This window comes from Vibrio celticus, assembly GCF_024347335.1.
Taxonomy (GTDB): Bacteria; Pseudomonadota; Gammaproteobacteria; order Enterobacterales; family Vibrionaceae; genus Vibrio; species Vibrio celticus.
The window spans coordinates 790,481-814,347 of record NZ_AP025464.1 but is presented as its reverse complement, the minus strand read 5'-3'; the positions used below and the strand labels follow the sequence as shown (position 1 = coordinate 814,347).

At 45.5% G+C, this 23,867-nt stretch carries 13 protein-coding genes and 1 pseudogene (1 of these 14 cut by a window edge); 12 read left to right on the top strand and 2 right to left on the bottom strand.

Annotated elements, in window-relative coordinates:
* Position 1: 1 nt before the first annotated feature.
* Positions 2–763, bottom strand: coding sequence for a siderophore ferric iron reductase (locus OCV19_RS19605; protein WP_065676230.1), 762 nt, complete (start codon positions 761–763; stop codon positions 2–4).
* A 219-nt stretch (positions 764–982) separates the two neighbouring features.
* On the opposite strand from OCV19_RS19605, the gene OCV19_RS19600 reads away from it, so the two are divergent.
* From OCV19_RS19600 to OCV19_RS19545, 12 genes and pseudogenes are all read left to right on the top strand, one after another.
* Positions 983–1,891, top strand: a complete 909-nt coding sequence (locus tag OCV19_RS19600) for an AraC family transcriptional regulator (protein ID WP_065676231.1) — start codon at positions 983–985, stop codon at positions 1,889–1,891.
* Between the two features lie 206 nt (positions 1,892–2,097).
* A complete protein-coding gene (locus OCV19_RS19595) occupies positions 2,098–4,245 on the top strand; it encodes a TonB-dependent siderophore receptor (protein WP_065676232.1) in 2,148 nt (715 codons plus the stop codon).
* An 82-nt stretch (positions 4,246–4,327) separates the two neighbouring features.
* On the top strand, positions 4,328–5,266 hold the full coding sequence (locus tag OCV19_RS19590) for an iron-siderophore ABC transporter substrate-binding protein (protein WP_065676233.1): 939 nt from the start codon (positions 4,328–4,330) through the stop codon (positions 5,264–5,266).
* Positions 5,266–7,264, top strand: a pseudogene (gene fhuB / locus OCV19_RS19585) (Fe(3+)-hydroxamate ABC transporter permease FhuB). The gene OCV19_RS19590 and the pseudogene fhuB overlap by 1 nt, the downstream one beginning before the upstream one ends.
* A gap of 221 nt (positions 7,265–7,485) precedes the next feature.
* Positions 7,486–8,298: a crotonase/enoyl-CoA hydratase family protein gene (locus tag OCV19_RS19580; RefSeq protein WP_017094755.1), complete on the top strand. Its 813-nt coding sequence runs from the start codon at positions 7,486–7,488 to the stop codon at positions 8,296–8,298.
* Between the two features lie 93 nt (positions 8,299–8,391).
* Positions 8,392–9,567: an OmpP1/FadL family transporter gene (locus OCV19_RS19575; protein ID WP_065676234.1), complete on the top strand. Its 1,176-nt coding sequence runs from the start codon at positions 8,392–8,394 to the stop codon at positions 9,565–9,567.
* Positions 9,567–10,256 carry a hypothetical protein gene (locus OCV19_RS19570; RefSeq protein WP_065676235.1) on the top strand — a complete coding sequence of 230 codons (690 nt, stop codon included), beginning with the start codon at positions 9,567–9,569 and terminating at the stop codon, positions 10,254–10,256. The genes OCV19_RS19575 and OCV19_RS19570 overlap by 1 nt, the downstream gene beginning before the upstream one ends.
* Before the next feature lie 241 nt (positions 10,257–10,497).
* Complete coding sequence (locus OCV19_RS19565) at positions 10,498–11,610, top strand: NADH:flavin oxidoreductase (protein ID WP_065676236.1); 1,113 nt, start codon at positions 10,498–10,500, stop codon at positions 11,608–11,610.
* Between the two features lie 419 nt (positions 11,611–12,029).
* Positions 12,030–12,665: a CatB-related O-acetyltransferase gene (locus tag OCV19_RS19560; protein ID WP_065676237.1), complete on the top strand. Its 636-nt coding sequence runs from the start codon at positions 12,030–12,032 to the stop codon at positions 12,663–12,665.
* Between the two features lie 165 nt (positions 12,666–12,830).
* Positions 12,831–14,477, top strand: a complete 1,647-nt coding sequence (locus OCV19_RS19555) for an ABC transporter transmembrane domain-containing protein (protein ID WP_065676238.1) — start codon at positions 12,831–12,833, stop codon at positions 14,475–14,477.
* On the top strand, positions 14,474–16,726 hold the full coding sequence (locus OCV19_RS19550) for an ABC transporter transmembrane domain-containing protein (RefSeq protein ID WP_065676239.1): 2,253 nt from the start codon (positions 14,474–14,476) through the stop codon (positions 16,724–16,726). Before OCV19_RS19555 ends, OCV19_RS19550 begins: the two co-directional genes overlap by 4 nt.
* On the top strand, positions 16,719–18,032 hold the full coding sequence (locus OCV19_RS19545; protein ID WP_065676240.1) for an HlyD family type I secretion periplasmic adaptor subunit: 1,314 nt from the start codon (positions 16,719–16,721) through the stop codon (positions 18,030–18,032). The genes OCV19_RS19550 and OCV19_RS19545 overlap by 8 nt, the downstream gene beginning before the upstream one ends.
* A gap of 94 nt (positions 18,033–18,126) precedes the next feature.
* Here the strand turns inward: OCV19_RS19545 and OCV19_RS19540 are convergent, their stop codons facing one another.
* Positions 18,127–23,867, bottom strand: partial view of a VCBS domain-containing protein gene (locus tag OCV19_RS19540; RefSeq protein WP_261875743.1) — the 3' portion only. The gene runs 4,336 nt beyond the window's last position; 5,741 of the gene's 10,077 nt are visible here — the last part of the coding sequence; its start codon lies beyond the right edge, outside the window; its stop codon occupies positions 18,127–18,129.

Genomic DNA, 23,867 nt, shown 5'->3' with positions numbered 1-23,867 from the left:
GTTATTGAGCTGTTTTTTTGTTGTCGGGGTGTCTTGGGCAATCGTCGCAATACTTTCTAGAGTCGCACTTATAAACTAAGCAGCAGCTGATTCTGATCAGTTTTAGCATCCCCGAATCAGCGTCTATTTTAAGGCTGTCTAAATGATTTTCAGGTAACTGGCATGCTTCTAACCAAAGCTTAGCTTGTTCAGTGATATAATCGTTGGTTAGGCTCGGCTCGTGCTGCTGTAGTTTTATCAAGCTGCCTAGTAACAGATCAGCAAGTAGATGATTGGTAAACCCCGGACGAATACGTGTCCACTCACTAATCTGGCTACGATAAAACTCTGTGAGTGCAAGAATAGCTTGGCCTGCTTGTGGAATCAGTTTTTCTGGTGAACCGTGTTGATGATCACCATTAAAGAAACGGTAGCCCGTGACAAATTCTTTGTACCTAAACTGGCCGATATTCTTAATATCAGGCAGTGAGTGAAGGCCGTAGATAGATATGAAGGTCACGTAGATTGGTTGCCAGCAAACCAGATCCCACGTTCGGGTTAACCAATAGGCTTTGCCTGCTTCAGGGTGATTTTCCGCTAAGCCATCGTAAACGCGTTTGATCTCGATATGGCTTTTATCGTTTGTCATTGCGATGCTTTTGCTGCTCAGAGAGCCATAACTTCCGCTTAGATAAGGCGTTATTTGTTTTGAGTAAGCGAAGATTTTCTGGTGCAGGGAGGGGGCTCTGCGACGAGTGGTAATATTGTGCAGCTGGGAAAGCATTTTAAACCATTAAATGAGAATCAGTTGCGTTATCATAGCGAACCTCATTGACGATAACCATACAAAATGGTGCATCTCTTCAGAGAACTCTTGGTTTAAAAGATTTATAAATTGAGTGCGCCTTGGCCATTATTAAGTGATAAAAGTCGCTTTAAATGTTAAAAAGTATTCCTGTATCGACTTAATTGTTACCACTATCGAGATTATAAAAGCGTGACTATGAACACTCCTGCATTTGACCGTATCAGCCGCGTTCTAGCTTATATCCATGCGAACCTTAGTTCGGCACTATCGCTAGAAGATATTGCGAAACAGAGCTGTTGGTCTCGCTGGCAGCTGCAAAGAGTGTTTCAAGCTGAAACAGGGCTTACTGTGGCAAACTACGTGAGGGAGCTAAAGCTAAGCCAAGCGGCTGAAGAACTGTTGGACAGCAAAACGCGAGTGATCGATATCGCACTTGAACTCGGATTTAATTCAGAAATTAGCTTTAGTCGTTCCTTTAAGCAGATGTTTGGGGCAAGCCCAAGTCAGTATAGAAAAGCAGGAAAAAGAGTCGGGCTAAGAAAGCCGATACAAGTATCTGAAACAGCGAGTACTTCTGAAAAAGGGGCGTTAAGCTTTGTGGAAGTGCGCATTGATGAAAGAGAGTCTTTCCTAGTGAAAGGTATGACATCAGAAATCAGTGGTTTGTTTTCACTCACGCAAGACTTCGCTCAGAAAGTCCCTCAGCTATGGTCACGTTTAGAAGGTGAGGTTGAGATCCCTGACGACAACGTGCTCCAGTTCATTGGCGTGGTTGACCTGACTCAGTCTTGCTTTGACGGGACGAATATTCACTATTGGGCAGGGGTAGAACTTCAGGAAGGAATTTCAATCCCGCAATTACCGAGTATTATCTCTGAAAGATTAGAGGTACTGACGGTTCCTAAGCAAACTTATGCTGTAGTGAAGCACTGTGGTCCAATTGAGAATTTACGACACACCTTGAGTTGGTTTGTGCTGAATTGGATGCCAAGTTCAGGTTATCGTGGCGTCGATGGATATGAGCTTGAAGTGTACCCGTTTGCCTATCAAGCACATGCCTCTGACGCTGAAATGGAGTACTGGGTTCCTATTATTAAATCGTAGTCATATTCCCGCTCACTCTCTTCTAGCAAAGCCTTCCTATTAATAGGGTCAATTGTCTTTTTAATCACCAATTGACCGTTTTCTACTAAAAATAGGTCAAGTTCTTTTTGAATTTGCACCAAATTGTTAATTATCCCACCTCTAGATACATACAATGCAAATGATATTTATTATTATTTATATTAAGCATTGGTGCCGAGGGAATTATGACCACTCACACTCGTTTTAAGTATTCATCATTGGCAGTCGCGTTGCTGACTGCGTTTTCAGCGCAAGCATTCGCGGAAGATACCGCTACTTCGGCAGATTCGAATGTAGAAACTATTACAGTTATGGGTAAAGCGTATCGTAATACAGCAACTAAATCGGCACTTGAGCCAGAAGAAACACCTCAAGGTATTACAGTCATTGATGAAGAACAGTTAGATCAACGAGGTGTAAAGTCTCTTAACCAAGCGCTTAGATACGCGCCGGGTGTTGTGACTGAGCAAAAGGGCGCATCAGTAACCATGTACGATACGTTCTCGATTCGTGGGTTTAGTAACAATCAGAGTTACTACGATGGCTTGATTCTGCCGTTTCTGACTGGATGGAACCTGCAACCTCAGATCGACCCTATTGCGACTCAGCAAGTTGAAGTGTTTAAAGGCCCTACGTCTGTGTTATATGGATCGATGCCGCCGGGTGGTATGGTCAACATGATCGCGAAGGCACCGCAAGAAGACGGGTCGACAAAAGTGGGTGTATCTACAGGCTCAAGAAACTTGATGGAAGCGTCAATTGATACTTCAGGTCAGTTAGGTGACAGTGACTTTTCATATCGTTTAGTTGCACTCGCACGTAAACAAGAGAGCCAAGTTGATAACGCTGAAGAAGAGCGTTATGTGATTGCTCCATCGCTAGATTGGCAGGTATCTGATAGAACACTTATTAACTTCAATCTTTACTATCAGAATGACCCGTCAATGGGTACTAATTCTGCAATGCCGCTTGAAGTGCTGAAGGCAAGTGATCCATCTGTGTCCATGGGCGACAAGAACTGGAGTACCTTTGAACGTGAAGTCTTGATGTTAGGTTACAAAATTAACCACCAAATCAATGACAACTGGACTTTCCTTCAGAACGCTCGTTATTCCGATGCGTCGCTATATCAAGAAAACACCTACCATCGTGGTACGAATTTTAACGCCGCAACTGGTAGCTTAATTCGAAATGTGTATAGCACGGATGAAGACTCTCAAAGCTTTGTTATCGATAACCAAGTTTCAGGCCGCGTCGAAATTAGTGGCTTAGAGCACAATTTACTATTCGGTGTCGACTACCTAAAGCTAACAGGTGACTCTTTGTACAAAGAGTTTGATGCAAACAGTAGTTTCGGTGATTTCAACGCATACAATCCAAATAACGACCTTTTGGATAAAAGTCAGCTTCAAGAGAATTACCGTGAATCCCACGACATTACTACCGAGCAGTTAGGATTATATTTCCAAGATCAAGTTCGCTACGACGCGCTGGTTTTACTTGCTGGTGGACGTTACGACATGTTCAGAGCGAGTGACGAAAAAACGAGCATTTATCCAACAAGCGATGGCACAGAAAAAGCGGATCACAATCAGTTCTCTTACCGCGTAGGTGCTTTGTATGAGTTAGATAATGGCATCTCTCCATTTGTAAGTTACGCGACGAGTTTTGAACCAGCTGCTGGTACCGATATTAACGGTAACTCGTTGAAACCTCAGCTGGGTGAGCAAGTCGAATTCGGTGTGAAATACCTGTCTGCTGATATGGCACAGCAACTTACAGCATCATACTTTTACATTACTAAGAAAGATTCAATTGCTGCCGATCCATCGGATCCAACGTATCGCTCTAAGATTCAGTTAGGCGAAGTGCGTTCTCAAGGTGTCGAAGTCGAAGGCAGATGGTTTGTAACGGAAGATTGGGATGTTAATGCGAGCTATACGTATGTCGACATGGAAGTGACTGAAGATGCGAACCCAGATCTAGAAGGCACTACACCAATCTATGTACCGACACATGCCGCTAATCTATGGAGCAATTACTATGTCTATGGTGGTGCTTTATCAGGAACTCGCTTCAGTGCAGGTGCTCGTTACATGGGTGAAATGGAGATGGATGCAACCAATACTCAAGGAAAAGTACCATCATATACGGTTGTCGATTTATCCGTAGGTTATGACCTAGGGGAAGCAAGTGAAACTCTGTCAGGTGCAACGGCTAACTTGCTCGTTAATAACCTGTTTAATGAAGAGTACTACACCTGCTACGACCAATCGAACTGTTGGTTCGGTGCTGAGCAGTCTGTAGAGCTCAGCGTGAACTACGAGTTCTAATTCATTTGAATACATAAATCTAAGCAGCCTGTGTAGGCTGCTTTTGTCGTTAAATAAACAATTAAAAAGTGACAGTGATTATATGAAAGCCAACTATTTTACTTCTCGTTTTCCTAAAGTGAGTTCGTTCATTGTCTCATTGAGCTTGTTGTTATCAGCTCAAGCGATGGCCAACTTTCAAGTTGAAGACAGTGAGGGTGTTAAAACCCTTGAAGCTCAACCGGTTAGAGTCGCGGCGCTGAACTGGGACATTGCAGAACAAGTTATCGAACTCGGTGTTACGCCAGTAGCAGTACCTGATATTGCAGGTTATACCGATTGGGTTGCTCAACCTGCGATTCCAGAAGGCGTGGCGGACATTGGCACTCGAACTGAGCCTAATTTCTCTGCTTTGAAGAAGCTAAACCCTGATGTGATTCTTATCGCTTCACCGCAGAAAGATCTTCAGGATCGACTCTCTGAAATTGCGCCCGTGCTTTACTACCAAACGTACAGCGAACAGCACAGCAATGCAGCGGCTGCTATTGAGAATTTCAAGAAGATCGGCCAGTTGCTTGGTAAAGAAGAACAAGCGAACCAAAAGCTGGCCGCAATGGATGAGCGTATCGCGGTTCTAAAAGCTGAACTAGATAAAGCGTATTCGGGCGACAAGCCGAAAGTCACCTCTTTCCGTTTTGCGAGTACAACTTCTGTGTTTATTTACGGCGATAACTCGATTCCACAATATGCACTTGAGCAGCTTGGCTTTGATAATGCGATGGATCTTCCTGCAAGTCAGTGGGGCATCAGTCAAAAACGCATGACCGAGCTTAAGAACGTGAAGAACGGTATTGCGCTTTACTTTGAACCTTTCCCATATCAAGACAAGCTAGACCGTTCTCCGGTTTGGAAGAGCATGCCTTTCGTTCGCAATGGTCAATTTAGCCCGGTCGCGGCTAGTTGGAGTTACGGCGGTGCAATGTCGATTTTGTATAACGCAGAAGCCATGGCGCAATCGCTGCTGACGTTAGCGGAGCAGTAATGAAATCCAGTGGTTTTATGATGGGGGCTGCGCTGCTTTGTGCTGCTCTTGTTCATTTATGGTTAGGGCAGTCGGAATTTGGCCCTATTGGAGAGTTGCTTCAGCAAGCCTCACAGATCAGTGATATCGCAACATTCAACTTAATGGTCGATGATTCATTCGAGTTGATGGCGTTAGCCTATGTCAACTTACCTCGCTTGGTGATGGCAATCTTGGTTGGCGCAACACTTGGCACCATCGGCAGCTTGTTTCAACAACTGACACAGAATCGCATGATGTCTCCGCTTACCTTAGGTACGTCGTCAGGTGCATGGCTTGGTCTGGTTATTCTGAATGTGGTTGCGCCGATGTTGGTCGCTCAGTATTCAGTTTGGTTTGCTCTAATTGGTGCGCTGCTTGCGATGGGGCTTATCGTTTCCATTGTTGGCATCAAAAATATGAGCGGCTTGCCAATTGTATTGGCGGGTATGGCGGTCAACTTATTGCTAGGGGCATTTGCAACGGCGATTATTCTACTCAACGACCAGTACGCACAGAATCTGTTTGTATGGGGAGCGGGCGACCTAGGGCAAAATGGCTGGGAACAAGTGCTTTGGTTGATGCCTAAGCTGTTGCCGATTTTTGCCATATTCTTCTTAGCTCCGCGAGTTCTGACTTTGCTTTCCATCGGCACTGAAGGGGCTGCGGCGCGCGGGCTCAATATTGGCGCAACATTCTTTGTATTGATGGCGGTTGGCGTTTGGTTGGCTTCAGTATCTATTACCTCGGTGGGCGTGATCAGCTTTATCGGCTTGATAGCTCCGAACATCGCTAGGCATCTAGGTTTTCTAAAGGCCAAATCTGAACTCGTCGCAAGCTGCGTATTAGGTGCGCTATTACTTTGTGTCACCGACAGCTTGGCGATCTTCTTGGCGCAATGGTCTTTGGACATGATTCCAACAGGAACGGCAACTGCGGTGATTGGTGCTCCAGCTTTGATCATTATTGCTCGCAAGCAAATGTCTGCTCAAGATCAGCTGTTTTTCTCAATGCTTAAAGGGCCAAAGTTTATTTCATCTTTGGCTTACTTCTTATTGGGCACGATGATCGTCGGATTGCTGGCGTTGAGTACATTGTCACAGCCTTCTTCTGATATGGGCTACTTTGTTATCCCAGACGCATTTGAATGGTCTATTCGTTGGCCGAGAATGTTAACCGCGATATTCGCTGGTGGTGGCTTAGCGGTGGCGGGTGTGATTTTCCAAAAATTTGGTCTACAACCCGCTCGCAAGTCCAGATATTCTTGGTGTGTCGGCGGGTGCGGTTCTGGCGTTGATTTTCAGTAGCTTATTCATGGGCTATTCGATTCACTCGCTAAGCCCGTGGGTTGCGTTTCTGGGCAGTGCGATTGCACTCTGTTTGTTATTGTTCCTTGGCAAGAAGCATCAGTTTGCTCCGTCTATTCTAATTCTGACAGGTATCTCGCTGACCGCGGTATTGGAAGCTTTGGTGCAATTCTCTTTAACACGAGTGGGTGAGGGGAAATACACATTATTGGCTTGGCTAGCTGGCTCTACTTACCGTGTGGAGCCTGAGTCTGCCACTATAATGGCTGTCGTGATAACGGCTTGTATTGGTGTTGCTCTGCTGCTGAGTCGTTGGGTGACCTTAATTGCGACTGGACGGCAGTTCGCGAGTGCCAGAGGGTTGAATATTAATATCGCTTACGTGGCATTGTTGTGTATTGTTGCGATCTTATGTTCGGTCGTGACAACCACAATGGGACCTGTTGCGTTTGTCGGCTTGTTAGCTCCGCATATCGCTGCAATTGTGGGGGCTCGTTTGGTTCGAGAGCAGGTCATATTGTCGTTTTTAATTGGTGCTGCACTCATCATGCTATTTGCAGACTGGTTAGGGCAAGTGGTGGTGTTTCCGGCGCAGCTTGCGGCAGGGACGTTAGTTTCCATTATTGGTGGTAGCTACTTCATCTTCTTGTTATTGAAATCTCGAAGAACATAGGTTCTACCAAAACTGAGAGTCCTTGATTATCAAAGCTATTGGTAATAAAAGCTACGAATGAAAAGCAGTGAATAGAGCGATCCATCACTGCTTTTTTATTGATGTTGTTTGTGTAAGGGGGCGGCGTTAAGCAACACAGGTCTCGCTTCTTAATGTGCAAGTTTGGTATATGTTAATAAAATGTATAATCTAAAGGTCTGACCACTTATAAGGTAGCCACCATGCCAAACCTCGATCGTATTACTTGTTCTATCGATGAAAACCAAATTGCGACGGTTGTGTTGAATCGACCCGATAAGCTCAATGCTATTGATATGGCGATGTTTGAAGCCGTTAATGACATGATAAGTGAGCTCAAGAAGAACAGAGATATTCGAGCTGTTATTGTTAAAGGCAGTGGTTCAGATTTTTGTTCTGGTTTAGATGTTAAATCGTTATTGAACAGTAAAGTAGGGGCGATGAAGCTCTTGTTCAAATGGTTACCGACATTACCCAATGCTGCGCAGCGCTTTTCGCTTGGTTGGCGAGAGATCCCATGTCCTGTCATTTTTGCGATTCATGGTCGTTGTTGGGGAGGCGGCCTTCAATTAGCCAGTGGTGGTGATTTTAGGATGGCCAGTCCAGACGCGACTTTCTCGATATTGGAAGCCAAATGGGGTTTGATTCCTGACATGGGAGGCGCCATCGCATTTCGAGAGTTAATGCGTAAAGATCACACCTTAGAAATGGCGATGACCGCTAAAGAGATCGACTGTGAAACAGCGAAAGACTATGGGCTGGTAACCAAGATTGCCGAAGATCCTTACGCTGAAGCTTATGCGTTGGCACTTGAGTGTGCGAATCGGTCGCCAGATGTTGTCGCTGCTAATAAGAAACTCTACAACAAGACTTGGTGGTCAAGCCCTGGCATGGCCGTATTTTACGAGACCTGGTATCAGATAAAGGTAGGGTTAGGCAAGAATAGAGCAATCGCTGCTCAACGTGAAATTCATCGAGACAAGCCACGTTCATACGTCGCGAGAAAGTTCAAATAGCGTTTGTACAGGAATAACGGATATTCCATTTGTTTATGGGGCTTTGCGGTAACCTTAGAGCAATTTAATGTCTAAGGCTAAATGAGCAATCTGATGAACAAAACTTTTACTTACTCGCTAGCTGCCACCGCAATTTTTACAAGTTTAAATGCTTTCGCAAGTGGTTTGTTTTTACAAGAAGCTGTCGTCGCCAATGCTGGTACTACCGGCGCCGGTGATGGTGTTTACACTCGCTCTGCTGCTGCGATGTGGACGAACCCTGCCACCATGTCACATATGGGCGAAAGCAAAACGACTATCAATACCATGGCGTTTGATCTTGAGATGCAATATCAAGACAACGGCGACAAGCAAGATGGTAAAGCTCATTCAGTCATGCCTTCATTTGGTGCTTTCCACGCGCATCAAGTCACAGACAAATTACACCTTGGTATTGCGCTTGGCGCTGTGGGTGGCTCAAGCCTAGATTATGGCAGTGAATGGGCTGGTCGCTTGTTGCTGGAAGATATCACTCTTACTGCCATGCAAGTGAATCCATCACTGAGTTATAAACTGAATGACCAGTGGTCAGTGGGCGCGGGTGTTCAATTCAGTTGGGCTGCGTTTCAACAAACAACGTCAATGCTTACTGCTAAGCAAGATACTGACTGGGCATACGGTTATAACTTTGGCGTAATGTACACACCGACAGATAAACTCAAATTAGGTGCGAGCTACCGTTCTAAACTCGAGCATGAATTCAACAATGATGTAAACGGTAAGTTAGGTGCTGACGCTTTGAATTCGTTATCGACAGATATTGCTTTACCTGAAATTATCGATGTCAGTGCGAGTTATGCATTGAACTCTCAGTTAGATTTATTGGCAAGTGTTCAGCTCCACCGTTGGAGCGCGTGGGACGAGACAGTACTAGACTTTGGTGCATCAGTTGGTGGTGACCCTGTAGGCGGAATTCCAATCAAGCGTGACTGGGATGATGTTTGGAAATTTGCGGTTGGTGCTGATTACCAACTTAACTCAGACTGGCGTTTAAAAGCGGGCTTCTCTTACGAGACCTCGCCACAAGATGATCCGTCAATGCAATGGGTTGACCTCCCTGTTGGCGAGCAATATCGCTACTCAGTAGGTGCTTCAACGTATTGGGATGATATCTTGATCGACGTGTTCTACGAATACGCTGACTTGGATTCGGTTGAAATGGATCGTCTAATGGTTGATGGTTCGTTCGATGGCCGTATCCACTTCGTTGGCGTTAGTGCGACCTTCTGATGACATTACGTAATCTATTACTTGTTGTTACGGCAACGCTCGGATCGATGGGTGCTTTGGCTGAAGAGAAGCACCCTGATGATCCGACTAAAATCGTGACAAAAGCTGGCGTTGCTTATAACGAAGATTTGCAGTTCTCTGGGTCTATTGGGCTTGATGAAGCGCGAATGATCAACGCTCGTGTCAATGCCGATGGCGAAGAGTGGCGATTAGGCGGTTCATGGCTGCTGCCTATGGGTATCGTGAACTTCAACTTTAGCCGTTCTGAATATGACAACGATGCTTATAAGAACAACTACAGTATCGGGACGTTTATACCACTGAGTTATTTCGACATTGAGCCGTTCGGATGGCAAATCTTCCCTATGGCTGGTTACAGTTATAATGATGGCGAAGTGGCCGTGTTCGATGATGATAATGTTGGTTCTGACTATGTATTGATGCCGAGTTCAACACACGGTGGCTACATTGGGGCGTTTGGCTTAAAAACGATCACTGATGAGTGGTCACTGATTGGTTTTGGCGGTGGCTCTATGGGCTCTGATGACTATTCGGGTTATTGGGCGGGCGTTGGCGCTAGCTATAAGCTGAGTGATGCCCAGTCATTCAACTTCTTCACTATCTTTGCTGAGGATGATTTCGGTGAAAATAACAGTGTTGGCGCATCTTATACCTACGAGTTTAAATAGCTTTTCTGCGTATTGTCTTAAATAGTTAGAACTGAGAGTAGGCTTACCGATTGGGTGAGCCTATTCTTAGAATCTATCCTAATCCTATCTTTGTGAGCAATAGTTGCCTGTTTCTTATATGAGAGTGCCGCTCTCTTAATCTAGATTAAGTTTTGCCTGCCATATTCTCTGTAGTATCCGCCAGAATCAGTGCCCATGCGTAATGGGTAACTCGCTTAACACGATTTTGAGAGGAAGACACTTGAGCACTTTGTTTACAGAAACCCACATTGGCAAGATGACACTAAAGAACCGTTTCATGAGAAGCGCGACGTGGGAAAATATGGCCACCGAAGATGGTCATATGACAGATAAACTTTACGCTATCTATGAAGAGTTGGCTCAAGGTGAAGTCGGCTTGATCGTGACGGGTTACGCGAACATCGTTGAAGAAGAAAAGCCGAATGCGGGCATGATGGGGATGTATAACGATTCATTCATTGAAGAGTATCAGAAGCTGACTCAACTTGTGCACGACAACGACTCTAAAATCGTGATGCAATTGGCTTATGGTGGCACGAAAACCACGTATAACCTTGGCGAGCGAGTGATCTATGCACCGAGTGAAGTTCCAGAAAAAGGGACACAGACACAGGGTAAAGCAATGACCAAAGAGGATATTGATTACATCGTTGATGCCTTTGCCAAAGCGTCACTAAGAGCGAAGCAAGCGGGTTTTGATGGTGTTGAGGTTCATGCTGCTCATACCTATCTGATTAACCAGTTCTTAAGTCCTTATTACAACCAGCGTGAGGACGAATACGGCGGTAGCTTAGAAAATCGCATGAGATTTTTGCTAGAGATCTACACGGCAACGCGCAAGCTAGTTGGCGACGATTTCCCAATCTTGGTTAAGCTGACCGCTTCTGAGTTTTTTGAGGGCGGTGTGACCTTCGATGAAACGCGTTTGGTGTGTAAAAAGCTTGAAGAAGTAGGCGTTGATGGCATTGTCGTTTCTGGCAACATTCATGGTAAAGCCGACACCATGATTGGCGAGTCACACGACGGATTTACTATCCAAGCTGAAGGTTACTTCCATGAATACGGCCACGCAATTAGCCAAGACGTTAACATCCCAGTTATCACGGTTGGCGGCCTGACGGATTTTGATGCTATCGAAGCGATTGCGAACAACACGGGCATTGAGTACTTCGCACTTTCACGACCTCTGCTTTCTGAGCCGCACTTAGTGAAGCGTTGGAAAGAAGGGGATAAAAGTCCTGTTGAATGCGAACGATGCTCTAAGTGTCGCACTAAGCGCGGTAACTTCTGCGTGGTCAACAAAGACAGAAAAGTACAGCTTGCTCGTATGTAGTCGCTGAACCCAGCTCCAAGCGTGAGCCGGAGTTTATAACTGAGTCTAAGTTTGAGCCTGTGTAATCGTGCAGGCTTTTATTTATTTCATATTATATGAAATGAAATTTGAAACCTTATTAATCACATCTTCCTGTCAAATTGGCGCGGTTAAACAGATACACTAAGCCTGTAAATTGTCCAACCAAGTTATCGTAAAAAACTGGGCAAACTTTGAAACTACTTCCTCTTCTTAAGCAACCTCGAATCCACTGACGTCTCTTTAGTTTTAGCGACATTGCTATGATTTAAGCGTGATACTCACTATTTATCCCAGTGAACCCTGTGTTTATGGGGTGCTAGTTTGTGCACCTTGGATTTGCATCGTCGAACATTTTGATAGTTAACGAATAAAACTAAATAGATCATTCAGAGGTAAAAATGCAAAAGAAGCATTGGTCCAAATTCGAGTTGCTGCATGAAGTCGTAACCAACCCCAATATTCATGTAAAAGGTCAACACAGTTATTACAGCGATTGCTGGGATAATGGTTTTGAACAATCGGTAGTGCGCTATTTACACGGCGACGAAGTCAGCCGCCAGTGGGAGCCTCGATGGGAAATCGACGAACTCCATATCGGTGATTATGTCTGTATTGGCGCAGAGGTCGTGATTTTGATGGGTGGCAACCATACCCACAGAGTTGATTGGTTTTCACTGTATCCATTTATGGATGTCATCGACGACGCCTACATTGGCAAAGGTGATACTCACATTGAAGATGGGGTGTGGTTAGGTATGAGAGCGATGGTGATGCCCGGTGTGACGATTGGCGAAGGCGCTGTAGTTGCAGCGAATAGTGTGGTGACTAAAGACGTCGCTCCATACAGCATTGTCGGTGGTTCACCAGCTAAAGTCGTCAAATACCGCTTTGATGAGTCTGTTATTGACGAGCTCATTTCATTCAAAATATACGAGTGGCCCTCAGATAAATTTGATGCGCTGAAACCGTATTTATGTAACTCGGATTTCTCAAAGTTAAAGCAGGCGATAACGGATTACGACAATTGTTTGTAAGGAGCACTTGTAACGAGCGTTTTTAAGGTACGGGTATAGCCACAGATTTTTGTAGAAAGATCTGTGTCATATTTATATTGAAAAACACGTTAAATCAGTCCGTTACCTTGCAATACTCAACATGGTGTACCAATCTTATTTCATAAGCATGGATAAGGATTGTGTATGCCCGCAAGTTCAATGAAAAACAAAGGGGTGGTGGGGAAAGTCCTACTGCCTTCTTTACTCATAAATCTTCTTTCTCTCGCCGTTCCGCTAACGGTTTTACAAATTTACGATCGTATCTTACCTAACCAGAGTTATGGGACTGCCACTCTGTTATTAGCGGGTGCGATGTTGGCTGTCGCTATGGAAGCGCTAATTCGGTTTGTCCGCACTTGGCTTTTGTCTGCGGCGGCTAGTAATACAGAAAAAGCCACTTACCAAACCTTGGTTGAAAGGGTGACGACTGCATCATCAGGCCACCTTCGTAAGCTCGGTGTAGGTGGTGTCGAAGAGGGGTTAGGGTCGGTATCTAAAGTCAAAGATTGGTATTCCGGTGGTGTGATTGCAGGCTTTATTGATTTGCCTTTCGCATTGATCTTCTTGGGTTTAGTGGCTTACATCGGTGGTGAGCTGGTGGCAATACCTTTGGCAGTTTGGCTGATTACTCTCGGAATTGTTTGGTTATCTTCTATTCGCGTTAAAAGCCTAAGTGAAGAAGCTTCCCAAGATGAGCAGGAGCGAAAAGCGTTTTTGATTTTGCTAAGCCAAACCATTCAAGGAATCAAACGTCAGGCTGTTGAGTCTCGAATCTTCAATCAATTTAAATCCCTCAACAACGTCCGTTCTCAGTCTAAAGCGAGAGAAGAGGAACAGAATGCCTTTGCCCAAGAGTGTATTCAGCTTGCCGCATTAGCGACGTCAGTTTTACTCGTGATTACGGGGAGTTTGTGGGTGCTGGATGGACAGTTGACCACAGGTGGGCTGGCAGCATGTTCTATCTTATCTGGTCGAGCAGTTGCGCCGTTAAGTGCTTTAGTGGGAGTTCGAATCAAGCTTAATTCAATACACAGTGCCAATCAGGCAATAGAAAAATTGAGTGACTTGTCACTATCGGAATCTTCAGATTCTGAGCAAGCTGAGAGCCACTTATCTGACTTTGAGGTGTTGGAAATCAAGCAAGCGACCGTTGAAAGATACGGTGAACTCGCTCATGCAGATGTCACATTGAATAAAGGTGAGTTGGTATTGTTAGAGAGTGAAGACCGCCACACCAACAGTCATTTATTGTCGTCGATTGCAGGTATTGATGATCTGAAAGCAGGTGAGTGCTTCATTAACGGAACAGCCGTTTCAATCGCATCCGTAACCGACATTGCTGCCTACTGCGGCGTTAAAGGTCAGTTGGTGTCGGGTACTATTCTCGACAACTTGTGCGGGTTTGACCCTGAGAAAACGCAAAGCGCCAGTGACTACGCTAAGCGTTTGGGTTTGACCAAGGAAATCACTCGATTACCTGATGGACTAGAGACACAAATTGGCCATACGAGTGCGTCTCTGCTGAGTATGGGCAACGTGAAAATGCTCAATATCGCGGCTCAATTGGCAAGTGATAAACCCATAATCATGTTGGAAAGGCCGGATTCTTCACTTGATTTAGACGCCCTTGGGAATCTAGCTAAGGTGTTGGAGGAAGAAGTAACGGCAGGACGCACGATACTGATGGTGAGCTACCATTCGAAGCTTCGCGAATTTGCTAATCGAATCATTACAGTGGAAAGTCGAGCTATTACGGTCGACAGCGAGAGCAATCAGGAGGCCGTCGTATGAATCGTTTAGATATTGGTAACCCTTCAGGTACGAACAACCGTGCAGATACCAGCGGTCGACAAGAGGTGATGAACCATTTAGAAACCGAGAGCCTTTCCGTTCTTAAGCAGTTGGAAGTTAATGCTAATATCCAGTTGTTCGCGCATCAATGGGTCGATGAAAATGGCATTGAATCAATCGACGATATGTTTGCCTTGTTCGACAGGCTTGCACTGCCTTATCGCTTGGTTGCCAACCTAGATGAAGTTGGTGAACATAAATTGGTCTTACTGGTACTTGGTGAACATGAGCTGGTCTCTGGTCATTTAGAATCCAAGCAATTTGTTGCCTTTAATGCCAATGACGACATTACCGATGTCCCTCAGTTTTGTATTGTTATCGAAGGAGCACCACTAGAGAAGGCTTCTCCTGATTGGGTTGGCGAACGACTACATGCGTTTCGCCCCATTATTCCTAAATTGCTGCTAGTCAGTTTTATCACTAACTTATTTGCGCTTGCTGTTCCCTTCATCACGATGTCGATTTATGACCATGTGATTGGTGGTGATGCAGGGCATGAGTTGCAAGGTATCGCCATTGGCGCGGCGTTGTTGTTTGTGATGATGGGTTGGTTGAGAACATTACGTAGCCGAGTGTTTGCTTCAGTTTCCAACCGAGTAAGTCGTGAGATTTCTCAATCCCTCGTGCAGCGTCTGCTTCGTAATAGCTATGCTCAAAATCAGCAAACAGCTTCTTCTAGTCAGCAAAACCAAGTGATGCTGTCAGAGCGTATTTCAGGTGTGCTATCGGGGCCATTAGGAAATGCGCTGTTTGATCTGCCATTCATTCTTATTTTTGTACTTGCGATAGGTGTTTTAGGCGGGTGGTTGGTACTGGTTCCAGTCGTCTCTTTAATCCTTTATTACTTGCTAGCAAAACGCTCGATACGCTCTAGCAGCAAGCGCTCTATGCAATCGACAGTGGCAGGTACGAATCGTCAAAACATGACTAATGAGCTGTCATCCAAGCTTGCCTTTATTCGCAGTGCTGGATTCTCAGAGCACTGGATTCAACGTTTCAAAAAAGCCAATCTTCTTGCTTCAACAGTGACCTTTAATCAATCGGTTCTCCAGAGTCGTTACACCTCGATTTACTATTTCATTGGTGTGGGGTCGACACTCGCCGTGATGGGGTTAGGTATAGGACTTATTTTTGAACAAGTGATGACCCCTGGTGGTTTGATTGCTTCAATGATGTTGATATCTAAGGTGACGGGTCCTGCTCAGGTGTTGGCAAACAGTGCGATGCGTTTTAATAGCTTTAATCAATCCAAGCTGCAAGTGAACCGTATTTTGTCTCAGCCGTCTGAGCGTGAATTCAGTTACCAGCATCACCCGTTACCTGTGGTAGCGCCTAATTTGAAATTAGACCAAGTGACACTGCGCTATCCCAAACAGAGTCGCCCGGCCTTGAATGGTGTGAGTTTTGATATTGAAGCCGGTGAAATTGTCGCGATTACCGGCCCTTCTGGGAGCGGTAAATCAACATTAATTGAAGTGCTGTCTGGCTTGCAGCCTATCCAAAATGGCATGGTCGAGCTTGAAGGCGTTAACCTCGTTCAATACGATCCGCAGCTTTATCGCCACTGGTGTTTCATTCGAGCCGCATATCCTGATTTGCTCACGCTGAGTATTCGAGAGTGGCTAAACGACGGTCACAAAGTCGAAGATCAGAAAATGATCTCTGCAATTGAAATGGTCGGTGGAAAGCGTTGGTTCGAGACATTATCAGGTGGGCTCGATACTTCCATCAGCAGTATTCAGCCGGACAGCCTTTTTGACATGTTGTCTGGCAGCGTCGCGCAGATCCTCATTGACGCGAAAGCGCTGGTTTATGACTACCCAATGTTCTTAATGGATAATCCTGTGCCTGATGCTCACCCAAATGCTAAACGTATATTTGGTGAGTTTGTGCAATCGAAAAAAGGAAAAGCAACGGTGATTTACACGTCCCACGATCCGGATTTAATCAAGCTTGCCGATAAAGTGGTGGTATTAAATGAAGGTGCAGTGGTTTATGCCGGTCCATTAGAGCCGGAGCAGTCTTCGAAGCAGGAACAGCCTTCAGAGCCTCAAGCTTCTCAAGAACCGCAGTTATCTGAGCAACCGTTATCTCAAGAGCTACAGCCGTCAACTCAAGAGGCGTCTGCTCAACAAAATACAGCCCAACAAGAACAATCAGAGTCTAAGCAAGGAGTCGCTAATGACTAAACAATCTATCGAGAAGGGCAAGCGCTACGGTGAACTTGTTGAATCACAAAATACGGCTCGTACATTGGCACTGGCCACATGGTCGGTTGCCTTGTGTGTTATTGCTTTTGCCACTTGGTCTGTAGTCACTCAAGTTGATGAAATTGCCAAAGCCAAAGGCGCAGTTATTCCAGAAGGCGAGAAGCAAGTACTTCAAAGCGCGATTGGCGGTAAGTTAAAGCAAATTCTCGTTAAAGAAGGACAGCTTGTCGAGAAAGGCCAGCCGCTTGTTGAGTTTGATGCGACCTTCCAACGTACCGCTCTTGAAGAATTGAAATCTCAACAAGTGACGCTTCTAGCCAGTGTAGAACGTATGAATGCTCTGCTAGAACAACGTGAGCCAAACCTTGCTGAGTTTGAAGTCGATTACCCCGAGATCGTTAGCCAACAAAAAGCACAGCTGAACGCACAAAAAGCCCTCTATTTTCAAAAGCGTGTGGTACTTGAGAAAGAGAGCGAGCAAATTGCAGAGCAGCTTCGTAGCGTAGAAAAGGCCTTGCCGAGTTATGAGAAAGAGTTAAATGCGACTAAGCAAGAGTTGAACATACTGGAGAAGGGTTATAAAGCGGGTAACATTTCACGTTTACGTGTGCTTGAAATGCGACAAAAATTGGCCAGTATCGAACAGAAAATCGAAGAAGCTCGTGGCAAGAAGTCGGTATTGATTAGACAAGCTGACAGTAATGACCAAAAAATCATACAGCTTCTGGCAGAAGCGAAAGCTAAAGTGAGCGACGATCGTTCAAAAGCCGTATCTGACTTATCAGCATTGAATGCTAGAGTTCGTTCAAGCCAAGCTAAATTGACCAACACCATGTTGGTGTCACCGCTACAAGGCTTGGTGCAAAGCCTGCCAAGCACGCAAAACGGTGGTGTTATTCAGCCTGGTGGCACTGTGGTTGAAATCGTTCCTGTTGGTGGGAAAGCCGACTTTAAAGCGCGTTTATCGCCAAGAGATATTGGCTTTGTGAGTGTAGGGCAGCCGACTCGTATCAAAATTGATGCGTTTGATTACAGCCGCTTTGGGGCGCTAAAAGGGGAGGTTGAGAGTATTTCACCGACCACCAGTCAAAGCGAGCGTGGCGAGATTTACTATGAGGTTGTGGTATCGGTTGATACGCCATACTTCCGCGATAACCCAGAAAGCTTTTCTATTTTGCCAGGTATGACGGGTGAGGTAGACATCACAACCGGTGAAAAATCTGTGTTCCAGTATTTATGGAAACCGATCTACACCAATGTGAGTGTCGCATTTGGTGAAAGGTAATCGTTATAGAGTCGCTGAGAGTAAACGAATAACAACAGCAAATAATAAAAAGGGAGCACATTATGTGCTCCCTTCTGTTTAGTCTCGTTATCGGTTAACTATTTGGATCAATGTCCGGTAGCCCGTCTACATCGTTGTGATGATGGTGCTCATCATCTTGGTTATGGTTGATATTTGCATCATGGTGTTCCAGCGCGTCTGACATATCCAAGTGTGCTTGGTCATGTGTTACTGCATCTGGTTGGTCGACTTGTGCAAGTACGATATCCATATCCGCAGGTTGATCGTGAGCCGTTGTCGATGTCGAATCGGGTTTAATGCCCAATGCATCCAGATAAGCGGCTGCACCATGGTGGCTGGTTTTCTGATCGGGTTCTTGATGGGTCTGCAGGGTTAAATCTAGATTACTATCATCGCTTAGTGTGACCGTAAAGTCGGCTTGCGAAGCCATGTCTGGCTCGTTATGTTGTACAGGAGGCGGTGGTGGGGGAGCTGGGTGTGATGTATGGACCAAAGGTGTGATTGTCATATCAACCACTTCAGTTCCAACTGTCAGCTTTCCACTATGTCCAGGCCCATGACTGAGTATCTGGATATTCACATGGGCGACAACTTCATCTTGATTTGTCCCTTGCAATGCTACTTCAAATTTATCTTCATGTTGACCTATACCAGAAGCGCTGCCATGAGGGCCCGTGTGAACTTGGGCTTGCTCTTGATAATGTAAATGACCAGTCTGAGGGTCAATGGTTAATGTACCGTATTGGCCATGATGGCTAGTGACGTACTGTCCGTTAGGTAAATGGATTCGCCAACCGCTTTGTGCTGTTGGTACCGGAGTTAATGAAGGTAATAGTGGTGGAACCCCAAGCGTGCCAGATACTTGGTGGCTTCCGGATGGTGGTCTGACAACGATCGGTTCAGGTATGGCGCTTGCAGCAAAACCTTGACTACCTGCGGTATTACCGTGTTCGTCAGTCATTGTTGCTTGTACATTAGAACCCGGATGAACTTCAATTTGTATTCCATGCTGAAGACTGTGAGCATCTAATACATGATCTTGTCCGTTAACGACAAGATGCTCACCGATTTTGGCATCACTAGGAGGCGTAACAGTGGCTGTAATCGTATTTGCCTGTCCTCGGGCAATTTCAGCTTTGCTGTATAAGTTGTCTGCCCCTGCGCTTTCAAAAGTAATCGTAGGAAGGCTAACCTGTGTGTCTTTGAGAATCGTGTCAGTCGAAGTTGCGGTTGTACCGTCATGACTGGTCGCATGCGCCGTCACAGTCAACGTTCCGTCTTTCAACGAGGTAAGGTCTGCCGTTGTTTGATAGGTACCGTCTGTAGCAACAGTGATATTGGCCTTGTCGACGGTGACCGTCGTTGTGCCATCGGTGATCTCAATGCGGTCCAGTGTTGAGGCTACGCTCGGATCAAGCGTACCTGAGATAGCGGCCGCACCAGATTCGCTGGCATTTACGGTATTATCAGAAGTATCCGTAATGTCGACACTCAAGACAGGCGTATCGGCCACTGCGGCTAAAGCCATGGATGCCGAGGTAGCAACCGTCGCACCCTGAGGGTCTTGAACATCGTAGGTAAAGTGTACCGTCCCGTTATAATCTGCATCTGGGTTGAAAGTGTAGGTGCCATCTTTATTGTCTGTGACCGTACCGTGATCTGCACTTAGGTTATGCACACTGAGCCGCGCTGTTTCACCATCATCATAGTCACCGGCTTGTGCGAGCAAGTCCGATACATGTAGTGTGACAGCAGTATCTTCAGTACCAGGCGAGAGAGTAACGTCCCCGTGCACAAAAGGCGCATCATTGGTACCTTCGATGACGAATTCAACCTGATGTGATGTTCCATCGACACTGTGAATAGTAAAGGTTTCCTTAGCCTCCTGTCCCTTCGCAAGATGATTAACCGCGCTATTATCAATATGGTAAAAATAGTTACCATTACCATAGAGTTGCAACGTTCCACCAAGACTTCCGGTGTGGTGATGCAAACCGTCCGGAAACTTCGACTGGCTTGGCCCATCAGGATCAACGACATGAAACTGGCCGCTTGTTTTAATCGTGTAGCCATAATAGAGATTATCTTCCTCAAGCAGATGCCCCCCTGTCCCTGTGATGATAGCCACATCATTGACCGCCGAGAGTGTCGTTGATGCCCCGGTATGGGTTACACCGCCGTGTGCATCTTGCACGTCATAAGTGAAATGAACTTGGCCGTTATAGTCTTTAGTTGGTGTGAATGTAAATGTACCATCTTTGTTGTCAACGACAGAGCCGTGGTCTGCGACTAAATTCGACACGCTTAATTGACCTGCGTCATTGAGATCGATATCAGCCGCATTAGTCAGAAGATCTGCGGTGGTAATATTCATTTTCGTATCTTCAGTACCCGAAGTGATAATGACTTCACTAGTGACGGTGGGGACGTCGTTAGTACCTTTTATAGTTATGTTGATTGTATGAGTTGTACCATCAGCGGAAGATACTAGGATATGATCCGTAATACTTTGGTTAACGCCAAGTGTTTGAACATCTTGTCTAGAATTGTCAACGGTATAATGCCATTGACCACTAGAGGTCAAAATAAAGTTACCATGTGCCTGAGTACTACGCTGGCTAATAAAATGTTCTTCACCAACATCAGCGTCAATGATAGTTAATAATCCAGACGTTCCAATACCGTGTTGGATATTAGTAAGTCCTTTGATGGTATTAATTTCAACAGCATGGTGATCTTCAATCGCGACCGCGGTGTCTTGCCCAGTAATCGCAGCAGCGTCATCCACTGCTGCAAGATTCATCGAGGCTGATGTGGCTACAGTCGCACCTTGAGGATCTTGTACATCGTAGCTAAAGTGGACCGGTCCATTATAATCAGCATCTGGGTTGAAAGTGTAGGTGCCATCTTTATTGTCTGTGACCGTACCGTGATCTGCACTTAGGTTATGCACACTGAGCCGCGCTGTTTCACCATCATCATAGTCACCGGCTTGTGCGAGCAAGTCCGATACATGTAGTGTGACAGCAGTATCTTCAGTACCAGGCGAGAGAGTAACGTCCCCGTGCACAAAAGGCGCATCATTGGTACCTTCGATGACGAATTCAACCTGATGTGATGTTCCATCGACACTGTGAATAGTAAAGGTTTCCTTAGCCTCCTGTCCCTTCGCAAGATGATTAACCGCGCTATTATCAATATGGTAAAAATAGTTACCATTACCATAGAGTTGCAACGTTCCACCAAGACTTCCGGTGTGGTGATGCAAACCGTCCGGAAACTTCGACTGGCTTGGCCCATCAGGATCAACGACATGAAACTGGCCGCTTGTTTTAATCGTGTAGCCATAATAGAGATTATCTTCCTCAAGCAGATGCCCCCCTGTCCCTGTGATGATAGCCAAATCATTGACTGCGGCTAGGGTTGTGCTCGCTCCCGTATGTGCGATGCCACCGTGTCTATCGGCAACATCGTAAGTAAAGTGGACCACTCCGTTGTAATTAGGATCAGGGTTAAAGGTAAAACTGCCATCTGAATTTGATACCAAGCTGCCGTGGTCTGCCGTCAAGTTTTGAGCGTGTAACCAACCTCTATCGTTAGTATCAACATCTGTCGCATTAGCGATTAATTCAGCTTGTGTAATATGTATTGAAGTATCTTCCTTACCTGAAGGTAAAGTGACCTCGCCACTAACTGTTGGTACATCATTATTGCCATGCACAACAACGGAGACACTTTCCGAGACATGGCTACCATCAGTCGATACGGCCTCAACCGTAAAGTGTTCCCAATACTCGGTACCGTCTCCTAATGTTGTCGCTTTGCTCTGGTCAACGTCATAATGCCATTGTCCGTCGGCACTTAGATGGAACGTACCATACTGACCGCTAATGCCTGCTGTCGGTGTTTGTGTCCAACTTACCGTATCGTGGAGATCAACATCGTGGGCGACCACATTGCCGGAAACTGAAGCACCTGTTTGGGCATTTTCTACAACATGACCCAGTTCTGAATTGGAATCGATGACGACCCCATCCTCTGTGCCGTTAACCTTAACCGTAATAGGGAATTCAGTACCATCGGTTGCTATTAGCTTTATAGATTCAGTTAATGATTCACCATGCTTTAATTCTTGAACGTGAACATTATTATTGTCGCCAATATAACTCCAAGAATGCTCACCTTTGTGAGATCCACTTGCGATAGTGTGGAACTGGAATTTGCCATAAGGAGTCGTGACATCTAGGCCACTGCCTATATTCCATGTGTATTGCTTACCTGCAAATTCGACCGTTACTTGAGTATTAGGGCTGTCTACATCCGTAATTTGTAGCGCTTGCCAATCAACAGCGTCCATTATGTTTACATGCGTAAGCATGTGTGTGGCGACATCTTCAGTTGCAACACCATGATCAACACCAGAAATAATGGTTTTGTCATCGACTGCCGCAAGTGTCGTACTCGCTCCGGTATGTGTAACACCGCCGTGCGCATCTTTGACGTCGTAGCTAAAGTGTACATCGCCGTTATAGTCTTTTTCTGGGGTAAAGGTGAAGGTGCCATCGGCATTGTTTAGAATGGAACCATGGTCAGCATGAAGATTTTCAATAGACAGTAATCCGGCATCGTTTTTATCGACATCGACGGTATTCGCTAATAGTTGCGCTGTGGTAAGAGTTTGGCGGGTATCTTCAGTACCTGCGTTCAGTGTCACTTCTGAGCTGATATAAGGTCTATCATTATCGCCGTGAATGGTAATCACAATGTCTTGAGCCGTACCATCTTTAGAATAAACGGTAATCGTATCCGTTAATTGCTGCCCATCGCCTAATTGATCGATCTGTGTGGCCACGTTTTGTTGGTTACTACCGACGGTGACCATATAGTGCCAATTACCATCTGCATTTAATATTAATTGACCATAGGTTCCGTGGTATGAGTAGCCTACGCCTTTTGTGTCAAATTGTGCTTCGCCATTATCAGGGTCAATAATCTCTAACTTACCATCAGTGTATAAAGGGTCATTGGTTAATTTACCCATCCCCGGCTGTGCGTAGTTTGGGGATCGGTCTTGATAGGTACCATGCCCTTCATCGACATCGCCAATTGTCTTTCCAGTGATTACTGCTGTGTCACCAACCGCATCAATATGAAGAGTGTTAGTAGCCTCTTGTGAGTCATCATGCCCATCGTTAACAGTATATTTAAACTGAACATCGCCATTAAAATCTTGCGCAGGAACGAACTGAAGTTTAGTGATGTCAGTTGTAGAGATGTGTTGCCCCGCTGTAACATCGTGTCCATCAAGCACAAACTTACCTTGTGTTGCTGATGGTAGATCTGTGATTGCTATGGAGTGTAGCGTATCGCCAGTGTCGATATCGGTGAACCCAAATTGACTGGCTTGCATTTGGTAGTGCGTGTCTTCAGTGCCATGTGCAAGTGTTGTCGCAATGATGGTCGGCTGATCATTGGTGCCTGTCACCGTTATTGTTATATCGTGGGCAGTGTGGTCTGCAGAATAAACACGATATACAACCTTTTCTACTTCACCTTCAGCTAATGATTGCAAGCGACTGTTTGAAACCTCATACCCCCAACTTCCAGCTGGAGTTATTCTTAGATCTCCACCAAAGGGGTCATGTATCGCTTTCTCACCAAATTGGTTAAACCGGAAATGATCTTCGCCTGTGTCAGGATCAGTTACAGACAAAGAGCCTGATATTGCAATCTTTTGAGCTGAGCTGTGCCCAACATTATGATCTTCTATAATTGAACCAGTATCGTTGCCAGAAATCACAGCAGAATCACGGG